At 66.4% G+C, this 25,256-nt stretch carries 23 protein-coding genes; 12 read left to right on the top strand and 11 right to left on the bottom strand.

The annotated features are described in order from the left end of the window. Positions 1–44 precede the first annotated feature (44 nt). Positions 45–677 (top strand): uracil-DNA glycosylase family protein, encoded by a 633-nt coding sequence (locus ABIB49_RS01590; protein WP_226773568.1) that lies wholly within the window; start codon positions 45–47, stop codon positions 675–677. 147 nt (positions 678–824) lie between these two features. On the opposite strand, the gene ABIB49_RS01585 is transcribed toward ABIB49_RS01590, so the two are convergent. From ABIB49_RS01585 to ABIB49_RS01575, 3 genes are all read right to left on the bottom strand, one after another. Then, positions 825–1,253, bottom strand: coding sequence for a DUF3151 domain-containing protein (locus tag ABIB49_RS01585; RefSeq protein WP_226773569.1), 429 nt, complete (start codon positions 1,251–1,253; stop codon positions 825–827). A gap of 2 nt (positions 1,254–1,255) precedes the next feature. Then, positions 1,256–2,275 carry a class II fructose-bisphosphate aldolase gene (fbaA, locus tag ABIB49_RS01580; protein WP_253031359.1) on the bottom strand — a complete coding sequence of 340 codons (1,020 nt, stop codon included), beginning with the start codon at positions 2,273–2,275 and terminating at the stop codon, positions 1,256–1,258. 237 nt (positions 2,276–2,512) lie between these two features. Continuing rightward, complete coding sequence (locus ABIB49_RS01575; RefSeq protein WP_396021218.1) at positions 2,513–3,190, bottom strand: TrmH family RNA methyltransferase; 678 nt, start codon at positions 3,188–3,190, stop codon at positions 2,513–2,515. Positions 3,191–3,257: 67 nt separating this feature from the next. Between ABIB49_RS01575 and ABIB49_RS01570 the strand changes: the two genes are divergently transcribed. After that, positions 3,258–4,112, top strand: coding sequence for an HAD-IIA family hydrolase (locus tag ABIB49_RS01570; RefSeq protein ID WP_226773571.1), 855 nt, complete (start codon positions 3,258–3,260; stop codon positions 4,110–4,112). Positions 4,113–4,118: 6 nt separating this feature from the next. On the opposite strand, the gene ABIB49_RS01565 is transcribed toward ABIB49_RS01570, so the two are convergent. The 4 genes from ABIB49_RS01565 to pyrE form a co-directional block, all read right to left on the bottom strand. Then, positions 4,119–5,102, bottom strand: coding sequence for a thioesterase domain-containing protein (locus tag ABIB49_RS01565; protein WP_226773580.1), 984 nt, complete (start codon positions 5,100–5,102; stop codon positions 4,119–4,121). A gap of 126 nt (positions 5,103–5,228) precedes the next feature. Then, positions 5,229–5,807: a hypothetical protein gene (locus tag ABIB49_RS01560; RefSeq protein ID WP_226773572.1), complete on the bottom strand. Its 579-nt coding sequence runs from the start codon at positions 5,805–5,807 to the stop codon at positions 5,229–5,231. Positions 5,808–5,902: 95 nt separating this feature from the next. Continuing rightward, on the bottom strand, positions 5,903–6,676 hold the full coding sequence (locus tag ABIB49_RS01555) for a GAF and ANTAR domain-containing protein (RefSeq protein ID WP_226773573.1): 774 nt from the start codon (positions 6,674–6,676) through the stop codon (positions 5,903–5,905). Between the two features lie 93 nt (positions 6,677–6,769). Further along, the gene (gene pyrE, locus ABIB49_RS01550) at positions 6,770–7,354 is read right to left on the bottom strand and encodes an orotate phosphoribosyltransferase (protein WP_226773574.1); all 585 of its coding nucleotides are present in this window, start codon (positions 7,352–7,354) and stop codon (positions 6,770–6,772) included. A 136-nt stretch (positions 7,355–7,490) separates the two neighbouring features. Here pyrE and acsA point away from each other — a divergent pair, with 136 nt between their 5' ends. Genes acsA through ABIB49_RS01525 form a run of 5 tightly spaced genes read left to right on the top strand, consistent with a single transcriptional unit; the run spans position 7,491 to position 13,008 of the window. Continuing rightward, entirely contained in the window at positions 7,491–9,353 is a 1,863-nt protein-coding gene (gene acsA, locus ABIB49_RS01545; protein ID WP_226773575.1) for an acetate--CoA ligase, read from the top strand. Further along, positions 9,350–10,384, top strand: a complete 1,035-nt coding sequence (gene pdhA / locus ABIB49_RS01540) for a pyruvate dehydrogenase (acetyl-transferring) E1 component subunit alpha (RefSeq protein WP_226773576.1) — start codon at positions 9,350–9,352, stop codon at positions 10,382–10,384. The genes acsA and pdhA overlap by 4 nt, the downstream gene beginning before the upstream one ends. Further along, complete coding sequence (locus ABIB49_RS01535) at positions 10,381–11,361, top strand: alpha-ketoacid dehydrogenase subunit beta (protein ID WP_354156596.1); 981 nt, start codon at positions 10,381–10,383, stop codon at positions 11,359–11,361. Before pdhA ends, ABIB49_RS01535 begins: the two co-directional genes overlap by 4 nt. Next, positions 11,354–12,724, top strand: a complete 1,371-nt coding sequence (locus ABIB49_RS01530; protein ID WP_354156595.1) for a dihydrolipoamide acetyltransferase family protein — start codon at positions 11,354–11,356, stop codon at positions 12,722–12,724. The genes ABIB49_RS01535 and ABIB49_RS01530 overlap by 8 nt, the downstream gene beginning before the upstream one ends. Positions 12,725–12,765: 41 nt before the next feature. After that, positions 12,766–13,008 (top strand): acyl carrier protein, encoded by a 243-nt coding sequence (locus tag ABIB49_RS01525; protein WP_226773383.1) that lies wholly within the window; start codon positions 12,766–12,768, stop codon positions 13,006–13,008. 49 nt (positions 13,009–13,057) lie between these two features. Here the strand turns inward: ABIB49_RS01525 and ABIB49_RS01520 are convergent, their stop codons facing one another. Beyond that, positions 13,058–14,287 carry an FAD-dependent oxidoreductase gene (locus ABIB49_RS01520; RefSeq protein WP_354156594.1) on the bottom strand — a complete coding sequence of 410 codons (1,230 nt, stop codon included), beginning with the start codon at positions 14,285–14,287 and terminating at the stop codon, positions 13,058–13,060. Between the two features lie 139 nt (positions 14,288–14,426). Here ABIB49_RS01520 and nadE point away from each other — a divergent pair, with 139 nt between their 5' ends. Further along, the gene (gene nadE / locus ABIB49_RS01515) at positions 14,427–15,248 is read left to right on the top strand and encodes an NAD(+) synthase (RefSeq protein ID WP_226773385.1); all 822 of its coding nucleotides are present in this window, start codon (positions 14,427–14,429) and stop codon (positions 15,246–15,248) included. Positions 15,249–15,281: 33 nt separating this feature from the next. Here the strand turns inward: nadE and ABIB49_RS01510 are convergent, their stop codons facing one another. Beyond that, entirely contained in the window at positions 15,282–16,058 is a 777-nt protein-coding gene (locus ABIB49_RS01510; RefSeq protein WP_354156593.1) for an IclR family transcriptional regulator, read from the bottom strand. A 201-nt stretch (positions 16,059–16,259) separates the two neighbouring features. Here ABIB49_RS01510 and ABIB49_RS01505 point away from each other — a divergent pair, with 201 nt between their 5' ends. The 4 genes from ABIB49_RS01505 (at position 16,260) to ABIB49_RS01490 (ending at position 21,912) form a co-directional block, all read left to right on the top strand. Beyond that, a complete protein-coding gene (locus ABIB49_RS01505; RefSeq protein WP_282359555.1) occupies positions 16,260–17,000 on the top strand; it encodes a CoA transferase subunit A in 741 nt (246 codons plus the stop codon). Between the two features lie 32 nt (positions 17,001–17,032). Next, complete coding sequence (locus ABIB49_RS01500; RefSeq protein WP_226773388.1) at positions 17,033–17,719, top strand: CoA transferase subunit B; 687 nt, start codon at positions 17,033–17,035, stop codon at positions 17,717–17,719. Next, a complete protein-coding gene (locus ABIB49_RS01495) occupies positions 17,716–18,900 on the top strand; it encodes an acetyl-CoA acetyltransferase (RefSeq protein WP_226773389.1) in 1,185 nt (394 codons plus the stop codon). The genes ABIB49_RS01500 and ABIB49_RS01495 overlap by 4 nt, the downstream gene beginning before the upstream one ends. A 294-nt stretch (positions 18,901–19,194) precedes the next feature. Continuing rightward, positions 19,195–21,912, top strand: coding sequence for a helix-turn-helix transcriptional regulator (locus tag ABIB49_RS01490; protein WP_354156592.1), 2,718 nt, complete (start codon positions 19,195–19,197; stop codon positions 21,910–21,912). Between the two features lie 11 nt (positions 21,913–21,923). On the opposite strand, the gene ABIB49_RS01485 is transcribed toward ABIB49_RS01490, so the two are convergent. After that, on the bottom strand, positions 21,924–22,745 hold the full coding sequence (locus tag ABIB49_RS01485) for a hypothetical protein (protein WP_282359554.1): 822 nt from the start codon (positions 22,743–22,745) through the stop codon (positions 21,924–21,926). Positions 22,746–22,868: 123 nt separating this feature from the next. Next, entirely contained in the window at positions 22,869–25,211 is a 2,343-nt protein-coding gene (locus ABIB49_RS01480; protein WP_226773392.1) for a hydantoinase B/oxoprolinase family protein, read from the bottom strand. Positions 25,212–25,256 lie beyond the last annotated feature (45 nt).

Below are 25,256 nucleotides of genomic sequence, written 5' to 3'. Positions count from 1 at the left end.
ACGGTCCGGCAGCTTTACCAATCCCGCAGGAGACTCAGCAATATATGACAGCCTTGGCCACTGAAAATTCCCGCGAACAGCTTCTGAGCCGCCGCTATGAAACTAGCGTCGCGGCCGTCAACGAGCTGTGCGACACGCTGCAGGCAACCAAAGCTGGCACGAACGTCCCCTACGTTGACCCGATTCACGACGTCGATGAGTGCCGCATCATCAGCCTCTTCTCCAACATCGGGACGGAGGACGAGTCTGGTTTTATCACCGCCGGTGATGATGAAGCCGCCACCCGCCTGCTCGGTGTCCAGTGGAAGCTGGGCCTGCGCCCCGAGTACGTGATGCCGTGGAACGTGCACCCCTGGTACGTCCCGGGCGAGCCGAACGGCAAGTTCACCCCGGATCAGATTTCCGCGGGCCTGAAGCCGTTGCTGAAATTCCTCGCTGTGGTGCCCCGCGCCTCGGTTATCGTGGCGCACGGCACCGAAGCCAACCGCCTCGCGAACCTGCTCCTCAAAACCGAGGTACCCATGATCTGGCGCCGCGGCCTCAAGACCTACAAGGTCCGCTCACTCAGCGGCCGCGCCTTCGCCGGCACCCCCGCCCGGCAGGAACAGTACCTCGACGAGATGGGCACGGTTTACGCCGACGCCATGGCCCGCACCGGTCTGGCCAAGACCAGCTAGCCCCCAGCCAACGCACGACGGCGGGGGGCCCCCCCCCCCGGGGGCCCCCCCCGCCCCCCCCCCCCCCCCCCCCCCCGCGGGGGGGGCCCCCCCCGGGGGGGGGCCCCCCGCCGTCGTCATTTAAGCGCGGGTAGGTTTAGGCGCGAATTAGCGCTTCTCGGCTTCGATGGCCGCCTTGGCCCTGGGGTCCGAATCGTTAAGGAACTTCTCGATCCGCTCGGGCTCCTCGGCTTCCCCGATGGCCGCCGAGGCCCGGCCCAGCGAGTACAGGGCGCGCAGGAAGCCGCGGTTCGGTTCGTGCTCCCACGGGATGGCTCCGACGCCGCGCCAGCCGTTGCGGCGCAGCGAATCCAGGCCGCGGTGGTAGCCAACACGGGAGTAGGCGTACGAGTCGATGGTCCGGCCCTCGGCCCACGCTTCTTCGGCCAGCACGGCCCACAGCAGCGACGAGGTCGGGTGCTTTTCCACCAGGTCGAGAGCTTCCTGACCAGCATCCAGCCCCCTGTGGATGTCAGTCTCGGCCGGCAGGAGCGTCGGCTCCGGGCCCATCAGATTCCTGCGGAACTCCTCCGACATCCTTAGAACGTCCTGCCGGTTGAGCCGAGCTGCTGGGCAGCCTCGACGACGCGGGCCGCGAGGCCAGCCTCGGCGGACGCACCCCAGACGCGGGGGTCGTACAGCTTCTTGTTGCCGACCTCGCCGTCGACCTTCAGCACACCGTCATAGTTGCGCAGCATGTGGTCCACTACAGGCCGGGTGTATGCGTACTGGGTGTCGGTGTCGATGTTCATCTTGATCACACCGTAGGAGACGGCGTCGGCAATCTCCTTCTCGGAGGAACCGGAGCCGCCGTGGAAGACCAGGTCGAACGGGTTCGCTTTGCCGAGCTTGGCGCCGACCTGTTCCTGGATGTCCTTGAGGATTTCCGGGCGGAGCTTAACGCCGCCGGGCTTGTAGACGCCGTGCACGTTGCCGAAGGTCAGCGCCGTGATGTAGCGGCCGTTCTCCCCGGAGCCGAGTGCCTCGATCGTGGCCAGCGCGTCCTCGACGGTGGTGTAGAGCTTGTCATTGATGGCGTTCTCGACGCCGTCTTCCTCGCCGCCGACGGTGCCGATTTCGACCTCAAGGATCATCTTGGCGGCAGCGGTGCGCGCGAGCAGTTCGCGGGCAATCCGGAGGTTCTCCGGGAGGGTCTCGGCGGAGCCGTCCCACATGTGCGAGCTGAAGAGTGGATTTCGACCGGCCTTGACCTCGGCCTCGGAAGCGGCGAGCAGCGGCAGGACAAAGCCCTCCAGCTTGTCTTTGGGGCAGTGGTCCGTGTGCAGGGCGATATTAACGCCGTAGTTCTTTGCAACCTCGCGGGCAAACGCGGCGAATCCAAGCGAACCGGCGACCATGTCCTTGGTGGACGCGCCGGACCAGTAGGCTGCGCCGCCGGTGGAGACCTGGACGATCCCGTCGGACTCGGCCTCGGCGAAGCCGCGGAGGGCTGCGTTAAGGGTCTGGGAGGAGGTGACATTGACGGCCGGGAACGCGAAGCCGCCCGACTTGGCGCGGTCGATCATCTCGGAGTAGATCTCTGGGGTTGCAATGGGCATGCTGACTCCTAAAGTGAATTTCGTCTGCGGGCTGGTTGACCCTGGAGTAAACCTCGTCGGCTACGAACCATCCTAGCCACTCCTGCGCCGCGGCAGTGTCTGCGGTCACTCGGGCCCGTCATAGTCGCGGCCGTTGCTGTTCCGCTTCGCCGGGTGTGCACTTCGCTGCGGTGTTTCGCGACAGACTGCCGCGAACTGCCAACCCGCGGGGTCCCGGGCGCCGCCCCTTCGTGCGGCTTACCCCGGGAGCTGGTTGAACACGTGCCTGCGGATCCAGGCGTGCATCGCAATGGCAGCGGCCGAGGCGGCATTGATTGAGCGGGTGGAGCCGAACTGCTCGATCGACAAGGTGTCCACCGCCGCCTGGTGGACCTCGGCGGACAGCCCCGGGCCCTCCTGGCCAAACACCAGTACGCAGTTTTTGGGCAGTTCGTAGGTCTCCAGCGGGACGGAGTCCGGGAAGATGTCGATGCCGATGATGGCCAGCCCCTCCCCCTGTGCCCACGCCACGAAGTCCGCCACTGTGGGGTGGTGGCGGATGTGCTGGTACCGGTCGGTGACCATAGCCCCGCGGCGGTTCCATCTGCGTCGTCCGATGATGTGCACTTCCTTGGCCAGGAACGCGTTGGCGCTCCGCACGACGGTGCCTATGTTCATGTCGTGCTGCCAGTTTTCGATCGCGATGTGGAAATTGTGCCGCTTGGCGTCCAGGTCCGACACGATCGACTCGTGCCTCCAGTAGCGGTACTTGTCCACCACGTTGCGGCGGTCCCCGTCTGTCAGGAGGTCCGGGTCCCAGTGATCGCCGTCCGGCAGTTCGCCTTCCCAAGGGCCGACGCCGACCTCCGCCTTGGCCTCTGCCCCGGCGGCCGCCTCCCCCGCCTCCGCCGTAACGGGAAGGGATTCGCTGGTTATCTCGGGTTCAGTCACCACTCAACATTAGACTGGGACTGGCATCGGCACATTATCGGCGGAGGACAGCATGGCGGATCAGCAGGCAGACCACAGGGATGACGCGGACGACGTGTACTCATCAAAATCGGTGTACCGCAGCGGCCAGGAGATTGAGTGCTGGCTGACGGACATGGACGGTGTCCTGGTCCACGAAAACCAGCCCATTCCCGGCGCCGCCGAACTCATCCAACGCTGGGTGGACACCTCCAAACGCTTCCTGGTCCTGACCAACAACTCCATCTTCACACCCCGCGACCTCGCAGCCCGGCTGAAGAGCTCGGGCCTGGAAATCCCCGAGGAGAATATCTGGACCTCGGCCCTGGCCACGGCCCAGTTCCTCAAGGATCAGGTGCGCGGCTCGGATTCCGGCAACCGCGCTTACACGATCGGCGAGGCGGGCCTCACTACCGCGCTGCACGAAGCAGGTTTTATCCTCACCGACCAGGACCCGGACTTCGTGGTGCTGGGCGAAACCCGCACCTACTCGTTTGAGGCCATCACCATGGCCATCCGGCTGATCTTGGGCGGCGCGAGGTTCATCGCCACCAACCCTGATGCCACCGGGCCCTCGAAGGATGGTCCGATGCCTGCCACCGGCGCCATCGCTGCGCTTATTACCAAGGCGACCGGGCGGGAGCCCTACATCGTCGGCAAGCCGAACCCGATGATGTTCCGCTCAGCAATGAACCAGATCGACGCGCATTCGGAAACCACCGCCATGATCGGTGACCGGATGGACACCGACATCATCGCCGGCATGGAAGCGGGTCTGCACACGGTGCTGGTGCTCAGCGGCATCACCCACAAGGACGACATCGCCGCGTACCCGTTCCGGCCCAACCAGATCCTGAACTCCGTTGCCGACCTGAAGAGCCAGATTTAGGCAGCCCTAGAAGGCGGTTTTTTTCCCTCCGCCGGACGGCAGCGGCAGGATTTCGTTCTGAAGTTCGTCGATGATGGGCCGGTAAACGAACGGGTTCCAGCCGGGGCTGGCGTGCGCCGGCCGGGCGCCGTCGGTCGTGAACGAGTCCGAGGCCATGTTTTCCTTAAAGATCAAGGACCAGGAGTCCCGTGCCGATTCGTAGTCCACGGTCTGGTCGCGTGGATTGCCGACAAAAGCCATCCGCGTTCCGCCGAGCTTTCCCGCGAACCTGGTGGGATCAAAGTGGTAGATGTAGGCCGACTCGGTCTGGATCAGCACGCTGGACGGGGCAATCGGAGAGAGCTGTTCCAGCGTCTGGTCCAGGATCTGTCCCCAGCTGCGCTCGTCCTTGTGCAGCATCCGCTCGCCGAGTTCGTAGCCGCCGCGCAGCACCGTGGGGAAGCGGAAGCCGCTCTCGTAGAGAAACACAACACCCTCAAACCAGCTCTGGTCCAGAACGTCGTGCCGGCTGCTGGGACTGGAATCCAACAGAATGAAGGCCACTTCAATGCCATGAAGTTCACGGAGCCGGGCGGCGACTTGGGTCGCCACCATACCGCCGAAGCTGTGGCCGTAGAAGTAGTAGGTGGTCAGCTGATGGGCCCGCGCGTACTCCACCACGGCGATGACAATCTCGTCGATGTCAATGCCGACGTTGGAGTATCCGACAGCGGCCAGCTGGCCCCGCTTGGTCAGCGTCCCGCGAAGCGCCGTCAGGATCCACTGGGCTTCTTCCCAGCTCGTTTTGTAGCCTGGAAAAAGGAACCAGCTGGTGTGCGGGAAGTACTTCTCCGCAGTCTCGTCCGGCACCGGGAGGATCTTGTGGACGCGGCGCTCGGCCTGCACACGCCGGGTAAACAGCATGTCGGCAGCCAGCACGGAAGCCGCGCTTGTCCCGGCCAGGAAACCCCGCCGGGAGAACCGTTTCAGTTCCGCGGCGTGGCGAAGCATCCGGGAGGCATCGCCCACATCCTCAACTTCCGGCTCACGCGGCACCCCTCTACCGTAGCCATCAAAGAACGCGGATCAGAAACCGCACCCGGTAACAGCTCAGCCACAGCCGGACGGAAGTGCGGCCTAGGCCGGCTCGGGTTCGCGGGCGGCGTCCGGGCGGCCGGGTTCGAGACAGATTTCGCGCCGGCTGATTTCGAGGCCGATTTCGTCATAGGTGGCAAGCAGTTGCGAACGGGCCATATTAGCCGGGTTGTCCAGCAACCCGAACACTGAGTCACTCGCAGCGAACAGTTCATCATTGGAGAAGCCGTTTAATGGCCTGGGGCCCGTTGCGTGAACGGCCGATGTGAGGTCCGCCGAAACATCGATGGACGTCAACGCGGCGACGGCGCTGTCCGGGTGGGGGTTCAGCTCGAGCGAGACTCCTGCCGAGCCTGGCAATGCGCCCGCCGCGTCGACCAGTGCGGCTGCACCGTCAATGACGTTAAGATCGTTTCGCAGGCCCGCCAAAGCTGCGGATTCCACAAACTGCGCCCGGCCGAGGCACACCCGGATGTGCGAGGTGATGCCCATCCGCCGGATGCGCTGAATCAGCTGCATCAGCTCAGGGCGAGAGTCCTGGGAGAGGCTTCCCCGGACATCGATCCGGAAGATATCCGCGGCAATATCCAGTGCGGCTTGAGCGTTCAGCGAGGTATCCATAGGTACTCCAAAAGAGGGTTGCTATGGCCGACGGCTCAACCTCACCCAGAATATAGGCCCCCCGAGGGGCGCACAAGTCACAGTGTGCTGCCAGTTCAGCCAGCCGCTCTCCCACCAGGCTCTTCAAAATGTGTCCGGGACGCGGCGCCGCCCACAGACGTCACCAGGGACGCTGCGATATCACGCAGCTTAACGTTGCCGTTGCTGGAAGCGTCCGTGAGGATCCTGACGGCTGCCTCCTGGCTGCACCGGTTCTGCGCCATCACAATCCCGATAGCCATGTCGATCACCGTGCGGGATTTGAGCGTGGCCCGAAGGTTCGTGGCACCGTCGGCGTGCATGGAAAAGCGGACCGCGAGCCGCAACGCCTGTGAAATTTGCCGGGTATAACCACGAGCCCTGGCGGCGACGTCGCCGTCGAATTTGCGCGGGACATCAGAGTAGAGGTTCAGCGCCGCCTGGGCTTCCCCCTGGAGATGGAACGGCACGGAGAGAACGGAACGCAGGCCATGTGCAGCGACGGCGCTGGCGTAGTCAGGGCCCCACCGGTCCTCATCCAGAAGGTCCGGCACATAGACTTCGCGCTCTTCCTTCGCCGCCGTCAGGCACGGGCCCTGCGAGAGGCTGTACTGGATTTCATCCACTTCACGGGCGGTATCGCTGCTCCAGCCAATCGTGGCGGCCTTCCGGTCGCGCAACAGTGTGATGCCGCACAGCGCGTCGTCGCCGGAACCGGCTACCTGGTGGGCGGAAAAGCGGGCGAGTTCATTGAGGAATTCCTCGAAATCCGCGCTTTCCAGGATGAGGTTCTGAATCTGGTCGAGGGTACTGAGGGGCTCAGTGCCGAGGATTTCTTCGGGGAGCAGCATGGCTGTGGCCTCCGGAGGCGCTTGATGGATATTCGACATAATAAGTCACCGCCACCCTCCGGACCATGCGTGCCGGCTAAAGGAACCAGCGCCCTAGCTCAGCCCGAGCTCGTCCTTGCCGAAGGCGAAGAGGTAGGGAACACCGGCCGCCGCTTCGATTCTTTCCTTCGCACCGGTGTCACGGTCCACGATCACCGCGACGGCGACCACGTTGCCGCCGGCCCTTCGGACGCCCTCGACAGCAGTCAGCGCGGAACCGCCGGTGGTGGACGTGTCCTCCAGGACAAGCACCTTGCGGCCCTCGACGGCGGGACCTTCCACCTGGCGGCCCATGCCGTAGGACTTCTGCGCCTTGCGGACCACAAAGGCATCCACCGGACGTCCGGCGTCGACGGCGGCGTGCATCACGGCGGTTCCCACAGGGTCGGCACCCATGGTGAGCCCGCCCGCGCACTCGAAGTCGATACCGGCGTCGGCCAGCATCGCGAGCATCACCTGGCCCACCAGTTTGGACGCCTCATGGTGCAGCGTGATCCGGCGCAGGTCAATATAGTAATCCGCTTCGGCGCCGCTGGAGAGGATGACCTTGCCGCGGACGACGGCCAGCTCCTTGATCAGTTCAAGAAGGCGGGCACGGGCGGCAGCGGTGTCAGCTGCGGGGGCACTGTTGGCAGTCATGGGACCCAGTTTAGTGGCTGGCCGGCGCCGGATTCCCAGCCGCCCCGTTGATGTCGGGCCGTCACCCGGTTGCTCCCGGCACGCGCCGGGTCTTTGTCCTCTAGGAACCCTTGCCTGGCAGGAGTGCGATGGAACCATGACGGCAGGCACGGAACCCTCGACCCGCTGGCCCACCATTGCCAAAGACGTCGGCGGCCTCCGGGTCCGGCCGAACCTGGTGGACTATAACGCTGCGTGTGCCGCGTTCTCCTGGGACGAAGCCCGCCATCAACTGTCCGGACTGCCAGGGGGCCGCGGCGTCAACATCGCCTACGAAGCAGTGGACCGGCACGCCGCCGGGGGACTCGCCGGGCACGAGGCGCTGCGGTTCGTCCGGGCCGACGGCAGCAGCCACTCACTCACGTTCGCCGAACTTGCAGAGCAGACCACCCGCTTTGCCGGGGTGCTGCGCGCCCTCGGCATCGGGCGCGGTGAGCGCGTCTTCTCGCTCACCGGCCGCGGCCCGGCGCTGTACATCGCGGTGCTGGGCACCCTGAAGAACGCCAGCGTCTTCTGCCCGCTGTTCTCCGCGTTCGGCCCCGAACCCGTCCGCCAGCGGCTGCAGCTGGGCTCCGGCCGGGCCCTGGTCACCACCCGGGCCCTGTACCGCAAGAAGATTGCCCAGCTCCGCGACTCACTGCCGGAACTCCGGCACGTCCTGCTGACCGACGCCGACGGCAGCCCGGAGCCGGGAACGCTGGACCTCGCCGCGCTGATGTCCGCAGCGCCGGCCGACGGCGGGATCTCCGCGACGCAGGCCGAGGACATGGCCCTGCTGCATTTCACGTCCGGCACCACCGGAACCCCGAAGGGCGCCATCCACGTACACGACGCCGTCACCGCCCACCATGCGACCGGCACCTCCGCGCTGGACTTGCACCCGGAGGATGTCTACTGGTGCACGGCCGACCCCGGCTGGGTCACCGGCACCTCGTATGGTGTGATCGCGCCGTTGACCCACGGGGTGACAACGATCGTGGACGAAGAGGAGATGGACGCGGACCGCTGGTACCGGATCCTTGCCGAACAGCGCGTCACGGTCTGGTACACCGCCCCCACGGCGCTGCGGATGCTGATGAAGGCCGGCGCGGACCGCACCAAGGGCCATGACCTGTCGGCGCTGCGCTTCGTCGCCAGCGTCGGGGAACCGCTCAATCCGGAGGTCGTCGTCTGGGGCCAGGAGGCGTTCGGCCAGCCCGTGCATGACAACTGGTGGCAGACCGAAACGGGCGGCATCATGATCTCCAACTTCGCTGCCACCGAGATCCGCCCCGGCTCGATGGGCCGGCCGCTGCCCGGCGTCGAGGCGGCCATCGTGGCCCGGGACGCCCAGGACAAGCCCATTGTCCGCAACGGCAAGGCGGTCCTCGTGACGGCGCCGGACGCCGTCGGCGAACTGGCCCTGCGGCCGGGCTGGCCCTCGATGTTCCGCGGCTACCTGCATGAGGAGGAACGCTACCGCCGGTGCTTCGTGGGCGGCTGGTACCTCACCGGCGACCTCGCCCGGCGCGACGCCGACGGATACTACTGGTTCGTCGGACGCGGCGACGACGTCATCAAGTCCTCGGGTCACCTGATCGGCCCGTTCGAAGTGGAGAGCTTGCTGATGGAACACGAGGCCGTGGCCGAAGCCGGGGTGATCGGGGTCCCCGATCCGGTGGCCGGCGAGGTGGTCAAGGCGTTCGTGGAACTGCGGCCCGGCTGGGAACCCTCCGAGGAACTGCAGCTGGCGATCATCGGCTTCGCCCGCAAGAGACTCGGCCCGGCGGTGGCGCCCCGGCTGTTGGACTTCACCACGGCCCTGCCGCGGACCCGCAGCGGCAAGATCCTCCGGCGGCTGCTCAAGGCCCGTGAACTCGGCCTGCCGGAGGGCGACACCTCGACCATCGAGGCCCCGGCCGGGGCGCCGGAGCCGGACGCTGCCGCACCCGGGCCCCAAGCACCGGAGGCCCGGACATGACCGGGTCCGCGGACGTGCCCGGCAGCCACCCGGATCCGGCCCACGGCCGGCACCTGCTGCTGCAGATGCTCCGGGTCCGCCGTCTTGAGGAGAAATGCGTCGAGCTCTACAGCGCCGCCAAGATCCGCGGCTTCCTGCACGTCTACATCGGCGAGGAAGCCGTCGCGACCGGTGTGCTGGAAACCCTGGCCCCGGAGGACGCCGTCGTCGCCACCTACCGGGAGCACGGCCACGCCCTCCTCCGCGGGGTCTCCGCCGGTGCGATCCTGGCGGAGATGTACGGCTTCGTGGAGGGCTGCTGCCGCGGCCGCGGCGGGTCCATGCACTTGTTCGACGCCGCCACCCGCTTCTTCGGCGGCAACGCAATCGTCGCCGGGGGCCTGCCGCTCGCCGTCGGACTGGCTCTCGCGGACAAGATGGCCGGACGCTCCCGCGTGACCGTGTGCTTCTTCGGCGAGGGCGCCGTCGCGGAGGGCGAATTCCACGAAAGCCTCAATCTCGCCGCGCTGTGGCAACTGCCGGTGCTGTTCTGCTGCGAGAACAACCTCTATGCCATGGGGACGGCGCTGGGGCGTTCGGAATCGCAGCCGGACATCGCCCTCAAGGCCGCCGCCTATGAGATCGCCGCGTGGGCCGTGGACGGCATGGACGTCCTGGCCGTCGAGGAAACGGCCCGGCGCGCCGTGGACGCCGTCCGTTCCGGCGGCGGACCGCACTTCCTGGAGCTGCGCACCTACCGGTTCCGGGCGCACTCGATGTTCGACCCGGAACGGTACCGCGAGAAAGCCGAAGTCGCCCGCTGGCTCGAACGTGACCCCATCGTCCTGCTGCGCGCCGCGCTGGAGGACGCGGGCCAGCTCTCCGCGCAGGACTGGGAGCAGCTGGAGGCGGACGCCGACGCGGAGGTGGCCGCCGCCGTCGAGTTCGCCGAAGCCGGCAGCCCCGAACCGCTCGAGGACCTCACCCGGTTCGTCTACAGCGAGCGCGGCGCCGGCCCGGAAACCAGTATCGGCGGGCGGACCGGGCCATGAAATCAAGCTACCGCGAGGCTCTTCGGGCCGGCATCCGCGACGCGATGCTCCGGGACGAGCGGGTTTTCCTGATGGGCGAGGACGTGGGAGCCTACGGCGGCTCCTTCGCGGTCAGCCTGGGGCTGCTGGAGGAATTCGGGCCCGACCGGATCCGCGACACCCCGCTGTCGGAGTCGGGCTTTGTCGGGGCAGGGATCGGCGCGGCGCTCGGCGGGATGCGGCCGATCGTGGAGATCATGACCGTCAACTTCAGCCTCCTCGCGCTGGACCAGATCGTGAACAACGCCGCTTCCCTGCTGCACATGTCCGGTGGCCAGTTCAATGTCCCGGTCGTGATCCGGATGACCACCGGCGCCGGCCGCCAGCTCGGGGCGCAGCATTCCCACAGCCTTGAGGGCTGGTACGCCCACATCCCCGGGCTGCGCATCCTCGCCCCCGCCACGCTCGCCGACGCCCGTGGCATGTTGTGGACCGCTCTCCAGGACCCCGACCCGGTCCTGATCTTCGAGCACGGCTCGCTGTACAACGTCACCGGGGAGCTCGACGACGCCGCCGGCCCGGTTGACATCGACACCGCCGCGGTCCGGCGCCCCGGGAACGATGTTTCCCTCATCACCTACGGCGGAACCCTCCCGGCAGTGCTGGACGCCGCCGGGCAGCTCGCAAATGAAGGCATTGACGCCGAAGTGCTGGACCTGCGCACCCTGCGGCCGCTCGACGACGAAGCCATCCTCACCTCTGTGCGGCGGACCCACCGGGCCGTGGTGGTGGATGAGGGATGGCGCAGCGGAAGCATTTCCGCGGAGATCAGCGCCCGGATCACCGAGCAGGCGTTTTATGACCTGGATGCCCCGGTGGGCCGGGTCTGCAGCGCCGAAGTGCCGATCCCGCATTCCAAGCAGCTGGAACTGGCGGCACTGCCGTCCGTCGAGCGGATTGTCGCTGCAGCCCGGGAGGCGGTCGGCGCGCGTGGCTGACTTCCTAATGCCGTCACTCGGTGCTGACATGGAGCACGGCAAGATCGTCGAATGGCTGGTCAAGCCCGGTGACTACGTGCGCCGCGGGGACCTTGTGGCGGTGGTAGATACCGACAAGACCGTCATGGATGTGGAGTCCTTCCAGGAGGGAGTGGTCGCCGAGCTCCTCGTGGACCTCGGCGAAACAGTGCCGGTGGGCACCCCGCTGGCCAGGATCACGCAGACCCCGGCTGAGGTCGGGGCCCCCCGCCATGAGGCGCCGCCGCCCCGGGCTGGGGCCGCCGCCGTTGCTCTCACTGCCAAGGAAGTTCCCCCGATCGCCCCTCCCGTGCGCCATCTGGCACACCGGCTGGGGGTGGACACCGCCAGGATCCACGGCACCGGCAAGGGCGGCGCCGTCACGAGGGCGGATGTGGAGCACGCCGTGGCGGCAAGGCCGTCCGCCGCCGGACGCGTGCGCTCCTCGCCCCGGGCCCGGAGGCTGGCCGCCGAACTCGGCGTGGAGCTTTCCGCCGTGAGCGGCACCGGACCGGAGGGTACCGTCAGCGTGGCGGACGTGCAGCGCGCCGCGGCCCGCCACCCGGCGGCAGGCACCGCGGCGGCAGGTGCCCCCGGGGCCGGTCTCCCGGAGCCGGCCCCGGAGGCACCGGCCGCGGGGCCACCCGTTTCCCTCGAAGAACCCTCGGAGGCCCGCGAGCGCGTGGCCAGCCTGCGCCGGGCCATCGGGTCACTGATGTCGCGCTCGAAGAAGACCATCCCGCACTACTACCTCAGCACCACACTGGACCTGCGGGCCGCCGTCGACTGGATGCAGTCTGTCAACGCCCAGCGGCCGGTTGCGTCCCGGCTGGTCCCCTCCGCGCTGCTGCTCAAGGCAGCGGCGCTCGCGGCCAAGGAGGTCCCGGAGGTGAACGGCTTCTACGACGACGGCGGGTTCCGGCCCAGCGCGTCCGTGCACCTGGGTGTCGCCGTGGCCCTGCGCCAGGGCGGCCTCGTGGCCCCTGCCATCCACGACGCGGACACCCTGCCGGTAGGTGTGCTGATGGAGCAGCTCCGGGACCTCGTCAGCCGCGCCCGCGCCGGGCGGCTGCAGCGCGCCGAAATGGCCGACCCCACGATCACCGTGACGAACCTCGGGGATCTCGGGGTGGAGAGCGTCTTCGGCGTCATCTATCCCCCGCAGGTCGCGATGGTCGGCTTCGGCCGGGTGCTGGAACAGCCGTGGGCGCAGAACGGGATGCTCGGAGTCCGGCCCGCCGTCGTCGCCACCCTCTCCGCTGACCACCGGGTCAGCGACGGGCTGCGCGGCGGCCGCTACCTGGCGCGGATCGACGAGCTGCTGCAGAAGCCGGAAGACCTGTGAACCGGGTGGGTCCGGGTGGGTAATGTGAAACGGGAGGAACCATGAACGAACACGACGCCCGGGCGGCGGTACAGTCGGCGATCGGCAAGGTCGCACCGGACGTGGACCTCGCCGGCGTGAACGAAGACGCCCGGCTGCGGCAGGACCTCGAACTCGATTCGCTGGACTTCCTCCGGCTGGTCGAAACGATCGACACGGCCACCGGCGTCGACATCCCGGAGCGGGACTACCCGGAGGTGGCCACGGTCAAGGGACTGATTGGCTACCTCGCAGCCCACGGCTGATCCCGGCCCGGTCGCCGGGCCCCGGCTAGGGGTGCGGCTGGGGCCGGGCTTAGGCGCGCCGGGCGAACGCCGGCGCGTGTTCCGGGCGCGGCCCGAAGGCGATAAACCGGGGCAGCAGGTGTCTGATGGCCGGGCTATGGCGTGCCACGGACAGCAGGGCCGCCGGCGCCCCGGACCGTTTCCCGATCATGATCGGCTCGAACAGGAGCTTGTGCATCACCCGTTGGCCGGTTTGCACTACGACGGTGGGCAGCCGCCGCCGTCGTTGGACTTTCGCCAGTTCCGTGCGTGGCACCTTGCCCCGAAGCAGTGCCGGGGCAAGGATCGCTGCGGCTGCGGCGGCGTCCTGGATGGCGAGGTTTATCCCCACGCCGCCGGCCGGCGACATGGCGTGCGCGGCGTCGCCGATGCAGAGGAGTCCGTTGATGTGCCACTGGCGCAGCCGGTTAAGACGCACGTCCAGCCAGTGCAGTTCCGCCAGCGAGGCGATGGCCCCCACCCGGTCCGCGAGGTCTGGGCGCAGGGCGGCAACCCGGTGCCGGATTCCCTCGACTCCCTCGGCCCGGATCCTGGCATCCGCGCCCTTGGGCGCCAAGTACCCCAGCTGATAGTAGTCGCTGCGGTTTAGAGTCACCAAGGCCTCGCCCCGGCCGAATGCGGGAACGATTCCCGCCACGGCACCCGATTCGGAGGAATAGCGGGGCAACCGGAACCACCAGGTATCAAAGGGCACGGGGTATTCTTTCGGCGCGAGCCCGGCCGCGCGGCGCAGCGTGGAATGCCGCCCGTCGGTGGCAACCACCAGATCCGCCCGGAGCTCTCCCCCGGCACCGTCGGCGTTTGTGTACTTCACACCGGCGACCCGGCCCCCGTTCCGCACCAGCGCCGTGGCTGTATGGCTCATCCGCAGCTCAAAGGACGGTTCCTGGGCGGCGGCGCCGGCCAGGAAGTCCAAGAAGTCCCACTGCGGCATCATGGCAATGTAGTTGTAGGGCGCAGGCATCGAATCGAAGTTCCCCACCGTCACCGGCGGACCTCCGGGCACCGGGAAAGCGATGCTGCTGAGCCGGCTTTGGGGCAACCGGCGGAACTCGTCGCCCAGGCCCAGCTCGTCGATCAGCCGGATTGTGGACGCATGGACGGTGTCGCCGCGGAAGTCCCGGAAGAAGTCGGCATGCTTCTCCAGTACCGTAACGCGCACTCCGGCACGGGACAGCAGCAACCCAAGCATCATGCCTGCCGGACCCCCGCCGACCACCACGCACCCGGTCGTCTCCATGGCCATACGCTACTCCTGCCGGGGGTGCCGCGGCAGGGGCCAACGCGGCGGGAATTTGCTCCCTGCAAAGCCTCATCCGCGGGGTCGGGCGGGGCGACACAGTTGAGTCCGGTTGACACCTCTGGCTAGGCTTTGGTTCATGCGTGACATCCAGGCGAAAATCATCGAAGAAATGGGCGTGCAGCCCCGGATCGATCCGGCCGGGGAGGTGCGCAAACGCGTCACGTTCCTCAAGGACTACCTGAAGGCGACCCACACCAAGGGATTCGTCCTGGGCATTTCCGGCGGACTGGATTCGTCCCTCGCCGGCCGGCTGGCCCAGCTCGCCGTCGAGGAGTTGGCGACCGAAGGTGTGGATGCGAACTTCGTTGCCGTCCGCTTGCCTTACGGAGTGCAGCGCGATGAAGACGACGCCCAGGCCGCCCTGGACTTCATCCAGGCCAAAACCGAGTGGACATTCAACATCTCGGCCGCCGTGGACGGCTTCGAGGACGAATTCGAGAAGACCGTGGGCAACGGGATCTCCGACTTTCACAAGGGCAACACGAAGGCGCGGACCCGCATGATCGCGCAATACGCCCTCGCCGGTGAGCACAACTACCTGGTGATCGGCACCGACCACGGCGCGGAGTCCGTGACCGGCTTCTTCACGAAGTACGGCGACGGCGGCGCCGACATCCTGCCGCTGTTCGGGCTGAACAAGCGCCAGAACAGGGCGCTCCTTGCCGAGCTCGGCGCCCCGGCGCGGATCTGGGAGAAGGTCCCCACGGCCGACCTCCTCGACGGTCAGCCCGGCCGCACCGACGAGGACGAGCTGGGCCTGAGCTACGACACGATCGACGACTACCTCGAAGGCCGCGACATCCCGGTGGCAGCAGCCGAGCTGATCGAGCAGAAATACCTCCGCACCCGGCACAAACGAACCGTCCCGGTCACCATCTTCGACACTTGGTGGAAATAGCCGCCCCAAGACCCGCTCCGCCCGGGCACCGGCCTATTTGGCGCCCTGCAGCAGGGTGGAGATCCGGTGCGCCTCGTCCATCAGGAGGCGGCCCAGCATCTCCTGCCGCTCGGCACGGAAGCGCTGCTCGATGCCGGTCAGCGACAGCGCCCAGGCGGGCCGTCCGCGCTGGTCGAAGACCGCTGCCCCCATCCCCCAGCTGCCTTCCAGCACGAGCCCGGGGTTGACCGAATAGCCAGCCTGCCGCGTCGCTTCCAAGTTCTCCCGGACCAGGGACCGGGTGTGGGCGGCCGTAAAGCTGCCGGCGTGCGCTGTCCAGCCGGCCAGCAGCTCTTCCTGCTCCGCCTCCGGCAGGAATGCCATGATGGCGGTCCCGGCGGAGGCGACCCCGATCGGGAAGCGGACGCCCTCGTGCAGCACAAAGGACCGCACCGGGAAGCTGCCCTCCTCCCGGAGCAGGCACACCGTCTCGGCGCCGCGCCGGATGGAGAAGAACGCGCTTTCGCCGGTCTCCTCTGCGAGCCGGCGCAGGCTGGGCCGGGCGATCTCCTCGAGTGGAAAGCGCGCCGACGCCACAGAGCCCATCAGCAGGATCTCCGGACCCAGCACCCAGTTGCCGCTGACCGGGTCCTGGTCCAGCAGGCCCTCGGAGGCCAGCGAGGAGAGCAGCCGGTGCACGGTGGGGCGGGTGAGCCCGGATTCCCTGACGAGTTCAACGAGCGGGGATCCTTCCGGTTTCCGCCCGACAATACGCAGCAGGGAGGCGGCGCGGCTGACGACTTGTGCGCCCTGGACCGGTAATGAAGTCATCTTCTTCCTCGGGTTTTGTGTTCAATCGTCTTAAAGTATCCATATTGTGGACAGTCATTAGCCTACCGTCCACACTGTAAAAATGGCACTATGGAGGGCAAAATCATCCATTGACAGCCCCCTTTTTGGCACCGTAGGCTCCAACAGCAGAGGAGCAGTCCACAAAGTGGATTGCGTCAACAGCTCAATGAGGAGATGCAGATGTCAAAGCTGAAATCCGGCGCGGCAGCCGCGCTGCAGGACGTGCTGCGGGACGGCATGACGCTCGCCGTCGGAGGCTTTGGCCTCAGCGGCATCCCGGCCGACCTGATCGAGGCGGTACGCGATTCCGGTGTCAAAGACCTCACAGTGGTCTCGAACAACATGGGCGTGGACGGCAAGGGCCTCGGCATCCTGATCGAAGCCGGCCAGGTCCGCAAGGTCATCGCCTCCTACGTGGGCGAGAACAAGCTCTTCGCCGAGCAGTACCTCGCCGGCAAGCTGGAGGTCGAGTTCACCCCGCAGGGAACCCTCGCCGAGCGCCTACGCGCCGGCGGCGCCGGCATCCCGGCCTTCTACACCAAGACCGGGGTCGGCACCCTCGTCGCCGAAGGCAAGCCGCTCGCCGAATTCGACGGCGAAACGTTCGTCCAGGAACGCGCCATCAAGGCCGACGTCGCCCTGGTCCACGCCCACACCGCCGACACCGACGGCAACCTGATCTACCGCTACACCGCCCAGAACTTCAACCCGGTGGTCGCGACGGCGGGTGTCGTGACCGTCGCGGAGGCCGAGGTAATCGTTGAACCCGGCGCGCTCGACCCCAACCACATCGTGACGCCCGGCGTTTTTGTCCAGCGCCTCGTCCGGGCCAACGCCCGGGTCAAGGACATCGAACAGCGCACGGTCCGTCCCCGGGCGGAAGCGGCCGACGCCACAGAAACCGCACCCGTTCCGGCCTGAGCGCCGCCCTTACTTTCTTCAGGAGAATCATCATGGCTTGGACCCGGAATGAAATGGCTGCCATCGCGGCCGAAGAACTCAACGACGGCGACTACGTCAACCTTGGCATCGGCATCCCCACGCTGGTCGCCAACAACCTGCGTGAGGGCGTCCGCGTTGTCCTGCAGAGCGAGAACGGCCTGCTTGGCATGGGACCGTTCCCCTTCGAGGGCGAGGAGGACGCGGACCTCATCAACGCCGGCAAGCAGACCGTCACGGTCCTCCCGGGCGGCAGCATCTTCGACTCCGCAGCATCTTTCGGCATGATCCGCGGCGGGCACGTCAAGGTCGCGATCCTCGGCGCCATGCAGGTTTCCGGCGGCGGCGACCTCGCCAACTGGACCATCCCCGGCAAAATGGTCAAGGGCATGGGCGGCGCCATGGACCTCGTTGCCGGCACCCCGCGCGTTGTGGTCCTCACCGAGCACAACGCCAAGGACGGCACCGCCAAGATTGTCAGGGAATGTACCCTGCCGCTGACCGGCCTGAGCTGCGTTGACCGCATCATCAGCGACCTCGCCGTGTTTGACCTTGAAAAGGTCGACGGCGGACGGAAGCTCACGCTCACCCGCCTCGCCCCGGGCGTGACTGTCGAGGAAATCCGCGAAAAGACGGAAGCCGATTTCGACGTCGCGCCCTCCGTCGACACAACCCCCACCCTTGAAGGAGCCACAGCATGAGCCTGCGCGAACAGTTCGGCAAGGATGTCCTGCTGACCGGCTGGGGACACAGCCGCTTCGGCAAGCTCACGGACGAGACCCTCGAGTCCCTGATCGTGCAGGTCGCCACGGAGGCGATCGCCAACGCCGGGATCGAGCCGGGCCAGATCGACGAGATCTACCTCGGACAGTTCAACTCCGGCATGATGCCGCTGGCCTTCCCGTCCTCGCTGGCGCTGCAGGTCTCGGAGCAGCTGGCCAACGTCCCGTCCACCCGGGTCGAGAACGCCTGTGCCTCCGGGTCGGCAGCGTTCCAGCAGGGCACCAAATCGCTGCTGGCCGGCACCGCGAAAACCGTCCTGGTGATCGGCGCCGAGAAGATGACCCACGCCGGGGCCGATGTCGTCGGGGCGGCGCTGCTCGGCGCGGACTACGACATGGCCGGTAAAGCCTCCAGCACCGGCTTCACCGGGCTGTTTGCCGAGGTCGCCAAGCATTACGGGAAGCGCTACGGACCGATCTCGGACGTGCTGGGCACCATCGCCGCGAAGAACCACCGCAATGGCGTCGACAACCCCTACGCCCAGCTCCGCAAGGACCTCGGCGAGGAGTTCTGCCGGACCGTTTCGGACAAGAACCCGATGGTCGCCGACCCGCTGCGCCGCACCGACTGCTCGCCTGTGTCCGACGGCGCCGCCGCCGTCGTGCTGAGCGTCGCCCCCACCGGCGGGGCCACTGCACCGGTCCGGCTCGCCGGGTTCGGCCAGGCCAACGATTTCTTCCCGGCCGAGCGCCGCGATCCCACCGCCTTCGCCGCGACGCGGGTCTCCTGGCAGCGCGCGCTGGGGATGGCCGGCGTGGGGCTGGAGGATCTGGACTTCGCTGAGGTGCATGACTGCTTCACCATCGCCGAGCTGCTGATGTACGAGGCCATGGGACTGACCGAACCGGGCCAGGGCTCGCGCGCTATTGAGGAAGGCTGGGTCTTCAAGGACGGCAAGCTGCCAGTCAACGTCTCCGGCGGACTCAAGGCCAAGGGCCACCCTGTGGGCGCCACCGGCGTCTCGCAGCACGTCATCGCCGCGATGCAGCTCACCGGCACCGCCGGCGGCATGCAGCTGCCCATCGCCCGCCGCGCCGCCGTGCAGAACATGGGCGGCGTCGGCATCGCCAACTACGTCAGCGTGCTTGAAGCGCTCTGACGCCAACGCGGGTCAGATACAGCCGATGCCGGGCGTCGGAATGGGCCGTATCTGACCCACGTTGGCAGAGCTGCCGGCGCTCGGGAGCCTGGGACCCGCACGGAGGAGTTGCCAAGGGTCACACCTGTCTTAGGCGCCGCCGTTCCCATAGAATCTCAGAGGGCCAAATGCATTCCCGGCGACCGCCGGACCACAAGGAGGTGGCGGATGCCGACAGGACCACCCAGTGCGTCAAGCAAGTTTCGCGCGCCCGAGCCGGTTGGCCAGTGGGTCCACCGCACGAGACTGACTGAGATGCTCCACTCGGACCGGAAACGGCGGCTCGCGTTGATCCATGCCCCGGCCGGATTTGGCAAGTCAACCCTTGCCGCCCAATGGATGGAATTCCTCGCGGCCCAGGACCTCGTCACCGTCTGGCTGTCCCTGGACCGCGATGACAACAACACCATCTGGTTCCTGTCACATCTGCTTCAGGCAATCCGCAAAGCCCGTCCCGGACTTGACGAGGAACTGCAGCAATTACTGGAGGAACGGCCCGACGACGCCGAGCACTATGTGGTTCCCGCGCTCATCAACGCCATCGATGAGGGCGGCCAGGACATCGTCATAACCCTGGATGACTGGCACCTGGTCACGGAGCCCAGGACCAGGGCGGTAGTGGAACGGCTGCTCGAAGCCGGCGGCTCGCATCTGTCCTTCATCATCACCAGCCGCAACCGCTCGGGCCTGCCACTGGGGCGGCTGATGGTGCGGGACCAGCTGATCGAGGTGGACGCCGTCGCCTTGAGGTTTGATGAAAACGAGTCCCAGGACTTCCTGGTCGGGATCAACCGGCTCGATCTGGATGCGGGAGACCTGGCTAGCCTCCACCGGACGACTGAGGGCTGGATCGCCGCGCTGCAACTGGTTTCCCTGTCCCTCAGGGACCACCGCGGGGCCTCAGACCTGATTGAACGGCTCTCCGGCAGGCACGCGTCCATTGGTGAGTATCTCGCCGAAAACGTCCTCGACACCTTGGACCCCGAAACACTGGATTTCCTCCTGATGACCTCGGTTCCGGAACGCCTCTGCGCGGGGCTGGCGTCCGCGCTCTCAGGGGTGGAACTGGGCCAGGCCATGCTGGAGAAGATCCAGGCGCAGGATCTTTTCCTGCAGCCGCTCGACGACGACGGCACGTGGTACCGCTATCACCACCTGTTTGAGGACTACCTGCGCCGCCGCCTGGAGCGCGACTACCCGGGCCGGACCGGGGAACTGAACCTGGTCGCTGCCCGCTGGTATTCGGAAAACGGATTCCCCAGCGACGCTGTGGACCATGCCCTCGCCGCCGGGGACGTTGAGCTCGCCGTGGAAATCGTCGAACTCCGCGCGATGTGGCTGGTGGAGCACTCGAGCATGTCGACCCTGCTGGCACTCGTCAGCAAGATCCCGGCCGACCATGCGGCCGGCCAGGCCCGGCTCCAGACGGCAATAGCCTGGGCCCATACACTGCTGAACCAATCCGGGGCGGCGCAGAGGGCCTTGAACCTGGCCGAAAGCGTGATGCCCGCCGATGCGACCCTGACCGAACACGACCGTTTTGAGCTGGGCGTCGAAGGGCTCGTTGTTCAGAGCTGCATCGACATGTACGGCGACAGAGTAAACCACGTGGATGAACTGCACGGGAAGTGCTTCGCCCAGGCCAACCTGCTCCGGCCCTGGATCGTCTCGGTGGCAGCGAACGTGTCAACGTTCAAGAAGATCCACGACGGCGATTACCGTCTCGCCCTGGAGCAACAGCGCTGGGCCGCGAAGTTCCACGGCCTCACCTCGGGCCCCTTCAGCGGAGTGTATGGACACTGTTTTTCCGGTCTTGCCGCCTACGCCCTGCTTGATCTGGACCGCGTGGACCAGCACTTCACCGCGGCCGTGGAGCTCGGCCGGCGCAAGGCTGGACGATACTCACATGCAGCGCGGCTGGCGGGAGCGATGATGGGCCAGCTCCTTTATGAACGCGGCGAACTCGACAAAGCGGAGAAGTTGCTGGAAGAAACCCGCGAGCTGGGTTCCGAAGGCGGGGTGGTGGACTTTATGGTGTCCACATACGCCACGCTGGCAAGAATAAAGGCACTCCGGGGGGACACCCCACGGGCCCGGGAAATACTCGACGAAGGCGATCTGGTGGCCGACAGCCTCGGCCTTGACCGGCTTAGGCTGGTCATGAATCTGGAACGCGTGCAGTTGGGAATCGGCCCCCGGGCGATCGACGCCGAACCAGACCGTGCCCTACCGGGCGCGGCAGCTGTCCGGGAACCGGCGGACATCACCGGACCACGGCTGGAAGGGCTGGCCGAGGCCAAGGCCCAGATACAGCTGGCCACGCAGTTGCGATCCGCCATGGCTGACGCCGGTCACGGGAGCCAGGATTCCCCGGGCAAATTGGACACGGTGACCGGCGCCCGCCGCCTGCTGGCGCGGGCCGCCGCCTACTTGGGGCCGCGGGCAGAACTTAATGCCCGTATCCTACTGGCGGCCGCGCTTGAACAGGCGGGGAACCGTAAGGAAGCGGAATCGACGCTATGGCCTGCCCTGGAGACGTGTTCCCGGCTGGGCCTCGTCCGGCCCGTCCTCGATGGCGGCCCAAGCTGCCTGGAACTGGTGCGGGCCACTTCGGCCAGGCTGCGACGCGAGCCCGCCCCGGAGCTGGGCAGCCCCGAACTGCCGCGTTTCCTCAGCATCCTCATCCGGTTGGAAGCGCAGGCCAGGACCAACCGGGATGCAGGGTGGTCAGCGGAGCCGGTCCCTCCCCCCGGCACGGGCACCACTGTTCCGGAACCGGGCTTGTCACAACGCGAACAGATGATCCTGCGCCTCGTCGAGAAGGAACGGTCCAACCGCGAAATCGCCCAGGAGCTGCATCTGGGCATCAACACCGTCAAGTGGTATCTCAAGAGCCTGTTCAACGCTCTGGGCGTCAGTGACCGAAGGGCCTGCGTCACAGAGGCCCGACGGCGGCACCTGCTGCCCAAGTAACCAGGGGGCTACTACCCCAGGGTTTCCAGCCTGGCCAGCACGCCCTCCGGAGAAGCCGCGCTGGGGATGTCGCCCAGGTAGAAGTCCCCGGCCGGGAGTTCCACGCCCGTCTCCAGCCAGAACCCGGCAGGAATATAGGCGCCAACCGCGGTGTCCCCGTGCAGTCGCGCCTGGTCGTCGTCGAGCTGCCCCAGCGTCCACCGGTAGTTGCTGGCCAGATTGGCAATCGGAGTGTAGGCCTCCAGCGGAACGTGCACGCCGCGGGACGCGCCTGCAGCCGTTCGGTTATCCAGCAGAAGTCCCGCGACGGGCAGCGCCGCGAACGCCCGGAGCCAGTCACTGACATACATGGAGGCATTCTCGGCGTTGTCGGCGTCGAGGTCGGTGGTGCCGTCCGCGCCCGAGAAGTGGTGCGTTCCGGTGAGCCAGGCCATCGGCGACGGGATGCGCAGCACCACAGGCTGGCGGGCTGTCTTGGTGAACACAGTAACGAAGTCCAGCACCGCGCGGTTGAGGTCGTCGTCGCCCAGCAACGTCCGCAGCGCGAAACCTGTCCGGGATCTGGCCGCCATGCCGGACTCGAGCCCGGTGTTGCCGGTGGTCAAATGACCGTACAGCCGGTTCAGGTCCAGGAGCGCGACGTCCGGCCGGAGCAGCCCCTGTGCCTGGGCAAAGAATGCCGCGTAGGCAGTGGCGTTGTCCCAAGGGACAGGCCGGCCACGAAGAATGACGGAGGCTGCGTACTCGTGGTGGTCAAAGACCACGGCTTTCGGCCGCCCCGACGGAGGGCAGGCAACAACGTTGGCGAGGGTGGTGGCAGTGGAAGTGGTCATGACGTCTTTCTCCATACATTGGCGAATAAAGGCTTTCAGCGCCGCACCGTCCTGGATGGGGAGGATGCGGCGCTGAAGGGTTCGTGAGTTGCTGCGTCCCGGGCCGGGACGTGCCGTAGCGGGCTAGGACTTACGGTGGACAACTTCCCCGTGCTTCAGTTCGAGCTCACGGATTCGGTCCTCCAGGGCGCTGATCTTGACTTCCCTGCGGTCTGGAAGCATGATCAGCGGCAGCTTGTCGATGGTCGCCTTGACCCGCTCCGGTCCGTTGTTGGTGAAGTGGGTGGCTGTGAGTTCCTCCGTGTCGTCGCCCCAGGACCCGTAGTAGAGCAGGTCCTTCGGGGGCTCGGCCTTCACGTATCCTTCGAGGAATTCCTTGTACGGCTTGCCACGGGCGATCCGGGCCTGCCGTGAGTCGTGGCGCAACTGGGTGGTTGCCTCTTGGTCCACCACGAAAGTCTCAGGGTCCCAGACGACGCCGTAGATGCTGGTGGCGACCTTCGGTGAAATGCGGCCGAGTTCCAGATCCTTGGCCACCGCCTCCGGATCACGTTCCAGAACGTCGCCATACCCTCCGCCGGAGCCCTGGGCAATCATGTACATCTCGCCATCCTTGGCGACGTCGAACTGCAGGCCCATATGGGAAGTGGTGTACTTGCCGCCCTCGTAGGGCTGCTCGTTCATGATCCGTTCCATGGACAAATCGAACTTGCTGGAGTCCTTGCGGATCACGTCGTAGATGTTGATGCCCTTGACCATGGCCAGCGGCGTCGTGCTGCAGCCGTAGCCGCCGAACATTCCCGTCACGGACGAGAACTTGGATCCCGAGGTGACGGTCATGAAGCCCCACATCGGCGTTCCCTCGGCGGCAACGATCATCTCGTAGCCCATGCCGCCGCTGTTCTTGCCGAAGCCCTGGTTGTCGCGGACGATCCGCTTGCTGACCAGCTGCATAAAAGGAACTTCCTCCTCCATGACTTCCTGTTCAGCGGTGTCAGCCATGGCGCAGAACAACGGTGAGACGGCGTCCTCACCGTCGCGGAAGGCCTTGGCACCGCCGCCCATGCCGTTGAGGTCGGCACACAGGTTGCCCACCTGGTCGCCGTGCTGGGTCAGGCCTCCCCACAGGAAGGTGTTGATCTGGTTGAACCACGGAGCGAGGACGTTGGAGAACTTCTCCGGATTGGAGAACTGCATCTTGGCAAAGGCAGTCTGCAGGGCAGAGAATCCCCGGAACGACGCCTGCAGCGACTGCCCCATCGGAGCGTCGTAACCAGCGTCGGCCCACGTGTGTTCATCCGAGATGATGTCGATGGGTGACATCGCCGAGGTACAGCGGGGCAGGTCAGGCCACCAGAACGCCAAGATCGCCTGCATCATCATCGACTTGACCGAGCACAGCGGGGAGTTGATGGCCCGGTTGAGGATTTCGGGACCCGTCCCCCTTAGATCCACGGTCATTTTGTCTCCCTTGACCGTCACCTTGCAGGCGAACTTGATCAGGATGTTCTCCTTGAGGGTGGAGTCCATGAACTGGTTGAAGGACACGGTCCCGTCCGGCAGTTCACTGATGCGGCGCTTGACTTCCTGCTCCACGTCTTCAACGGTGACGCGCAGGGCAGCGACGAAGGTCTCCACTCCCACTTCGTCGATGATGCTGTCGACGCGTTCCTGGATGCGCTGGACGGCACCGATCTTGACCTTGAGGTCAGCCAGTTGCAGCTTGGGATCGCGAACCGAGTGCTGCAGGAACGTCAGCAGGTCCCGGCGCAGATCGCCCTTTTCAACGATCTTAAACGGGGACATCCGGAGTCCGTCGTCGAACGGGGTCTCGGAGCCCGAGGGCATTCCGCCGGGCTCGCAGGCCCCGTTTTCGCCTTCGTGAATGGTCGCGGCGACCCAGGCGATGATCTTTCCCTCGCGGAAGATCGGCATGATCATGGACTGGTCTGTATTGTGGACGTTTCCGTACCGGGCATCGTTGTGGATGAATCCATCGCCGGGGTTGATCCCCACCGTCGGCTCGTCCTTCCAGTACTTCATGATGTAGCGGATCGGGTGATGCAGGATCGCCGAGAACGCGATCACACCGTGGCAGGACAGGTAGGTGACGTCCCCTTCGGCGGTGTAAATCGCCGTCGTCAGGTCCCCCCATTTGGCACCGGGAGCGGCACCCATGGCCTCGCACATTTCGTAGCCCTCATCCAGGGCGCCGGCGAGGCGCTTGCGGATGCGGTCCACTTTGATCGGGTCCACGCCCTTGGAGATGCACTCCTCCTCGTAAGCGGAGCGGGACGTGATCTGGTGGCTTCGCATGATGGCCGGGTCCGGGCCGAGGAACAGGGTTGTTTCGTCCATAAATTGGGCCACCCACTGCTGCTCCTGGGCAGTCAGCGGCTGGGAAGCGTCGTCGGCTGTATCTCCGGCTTTGCCGGCAGTGCTGCGTTCATTTGCTGTAAGCGTCATTGCTGTCGAGCTCCTTCAATGGGATGAGCTGGAAGGTCTGGATGG

This window comes from Arthrobacter sp. UYCu512 (assembly GCF_040547075.1).
Lineage (GTDB): Bacteria > Actinomycetota > Actinomycetes > Actinomycetales > Micrococcaceae > Arthrobacter.
This window is presented reverse-complemented; position numbering and strand designations above follow the sequence as displayed.

Excerpts from the sequence above, each read along its gene's own strand:
- ABIB49_RS01590 (WP_226773568.1), top strand. The coding sequence starts at position 45 with ATGACAGCCTTGGCCACTGAAAATTCCCGCGAACAGCTTCTGAGCCGC.
- ABIB49_RS01585 (WP_226773569.1), bottom strand. The coding sequence starts at position 1,253 with ATGTCGGAGGAGTTCCGCAGGAATCTGATGGGCCCGGAGCCGACGCTC.
- fbaA (WP_253031359.1), bottom strand. The coding sequence starts at position 2,275 with ATGCCCATTGCAACCCCAGAGATCTACTCCGAGATGATCGACCGCGCC.
- ABIB49_RS01570 (WP_226773571.1), top strand. The coding sequence starts at position 3,258 with ATGGCGGATCAGCAGGCAGACCACAGGGATGACGCGGACGACGTGTAC.
- ABIB49_RS01565 (WP_226773580.1), bottom strand. The coding sequence starts at position 5,102 with ATGCTTCGCCACGCCGCGGAACTGAAACGGTTCTCCCGGCGGGGTTTC.
- ABIB49_RS01560 (WP_226773572.1), bottom strand. The coding sequence starts at position 5,807 with ATGGATACCTCGCTGAACGCTCAAGCCGCACTGGATATTGCCGCGGAT.
- ABIB49_RS01555 (WP_226773573.1), bottom strand. The coding sequence starts at position 6,676 with ATGCTGCTCCCCGAAGAAATCCTCGGCACTGAGCCCCTCAGTACCCTC.
- pyrE (WP_226773574.1), bottom strand. The coding sequence starts at position 7,354 with ATGACTGCCAACAGTGCCCCCGCAGCTGACACCGCTGCCGCCCGTGCC.
- acsA (WP_226773575.1), top strand. The coding sequence starts at position 7,491 with ATGACGGCAGGCACGGAACCCTCGACCCGCTGGCCCACCATTGCCAAA.
- pdhA (WP_226773576.1), top strand. The coding sequence starts at position 9,350 with ATGACCGGGTCCGCGGACGTGCCCGGCAGCCACCCGGATCCGGCCCAC.
- ABIB49_RS01535 (WP_354156596.1), top strand. The coding sequence starts at position 10,381 with ATGAAATCAAGCTACCGCGAGGCTCTTCGGGCCGGCATCCGCGACGCG.
- ABIB49_RS01525 (WP_226773383.1), top strand. The coding sequence starts at position 12,766 with ATGAACGAACACGACGCCCGGGCGGCGGTACAGTCGGCGATCGGCAAG.
- ABIB49_RS01520 (WP_354156594.1), bottom strand. The coding sequence starts at position 14,287 with ATGGAGACGACCGGGTGCGTGGTGGTCGGCGGGGGTCCGGCAGGCATG.
- nadE (WP_226773385.1), top strand. The coding sequence starts at position 14,427 with ATGCGTGACATCCAGGCGAAAATCATCGAAGAAATGGGCGTGCAGCCC.
- ABIB49_RS01510 (WP_354156593.1), bottom strand. The coding sequence starts at position 16,058 with ATGACTTCATTACCGGTCCAGGGCGCACAAGTCGTCAGCCGCGCCGCC.
- ABIB49_RS01505 (WP_282359555.1), top strand. The coding sequence starts at position 16,260 with ATGTCAAAGCTGAAATCCGGCGCGGCAGCCGCGCTGCAGGACGTGCTG.
- ABIB49_RS01500 (WP_226773388.1), top strand. The coding sequence starts at position 17,033 with ATGGCTTGGACCCGGAATGAAATGGCTGCCATCGCGGCCGAAGAACTC.
- ABIB49_RS01495 (WP_226773389.1), top strand. The coding sequence starts at position 17,716 with ATGAGCCTGCGCGAACAGTTCGGCAAGGATGTCCTGCTGACCGGCTGG.
- ABIB49_RS01490 (WP_354156592.1), top strand. The coding sequence starts at position 19,195 with ATGCTCCACTCGGACCGGAAACGGCGGCTCGCGTTGATCCATGCCCCG.
- ABIB49_RS01485 (WP_282359554.1), bottom strand. The coding sequence starts at position 22,745 with ATGACCACTTCCACTGCCACCACCCTCGCCAACGTTGTTGCCTGCCCT.
- ABIB49_RS01480 (WP_226773392.1), bottom strand. The coding sequence starts at position 25,211 with ATGACGCTTACAGCAAATGAACGCAGCACTGCCGGCAAAGCCGGAGAT.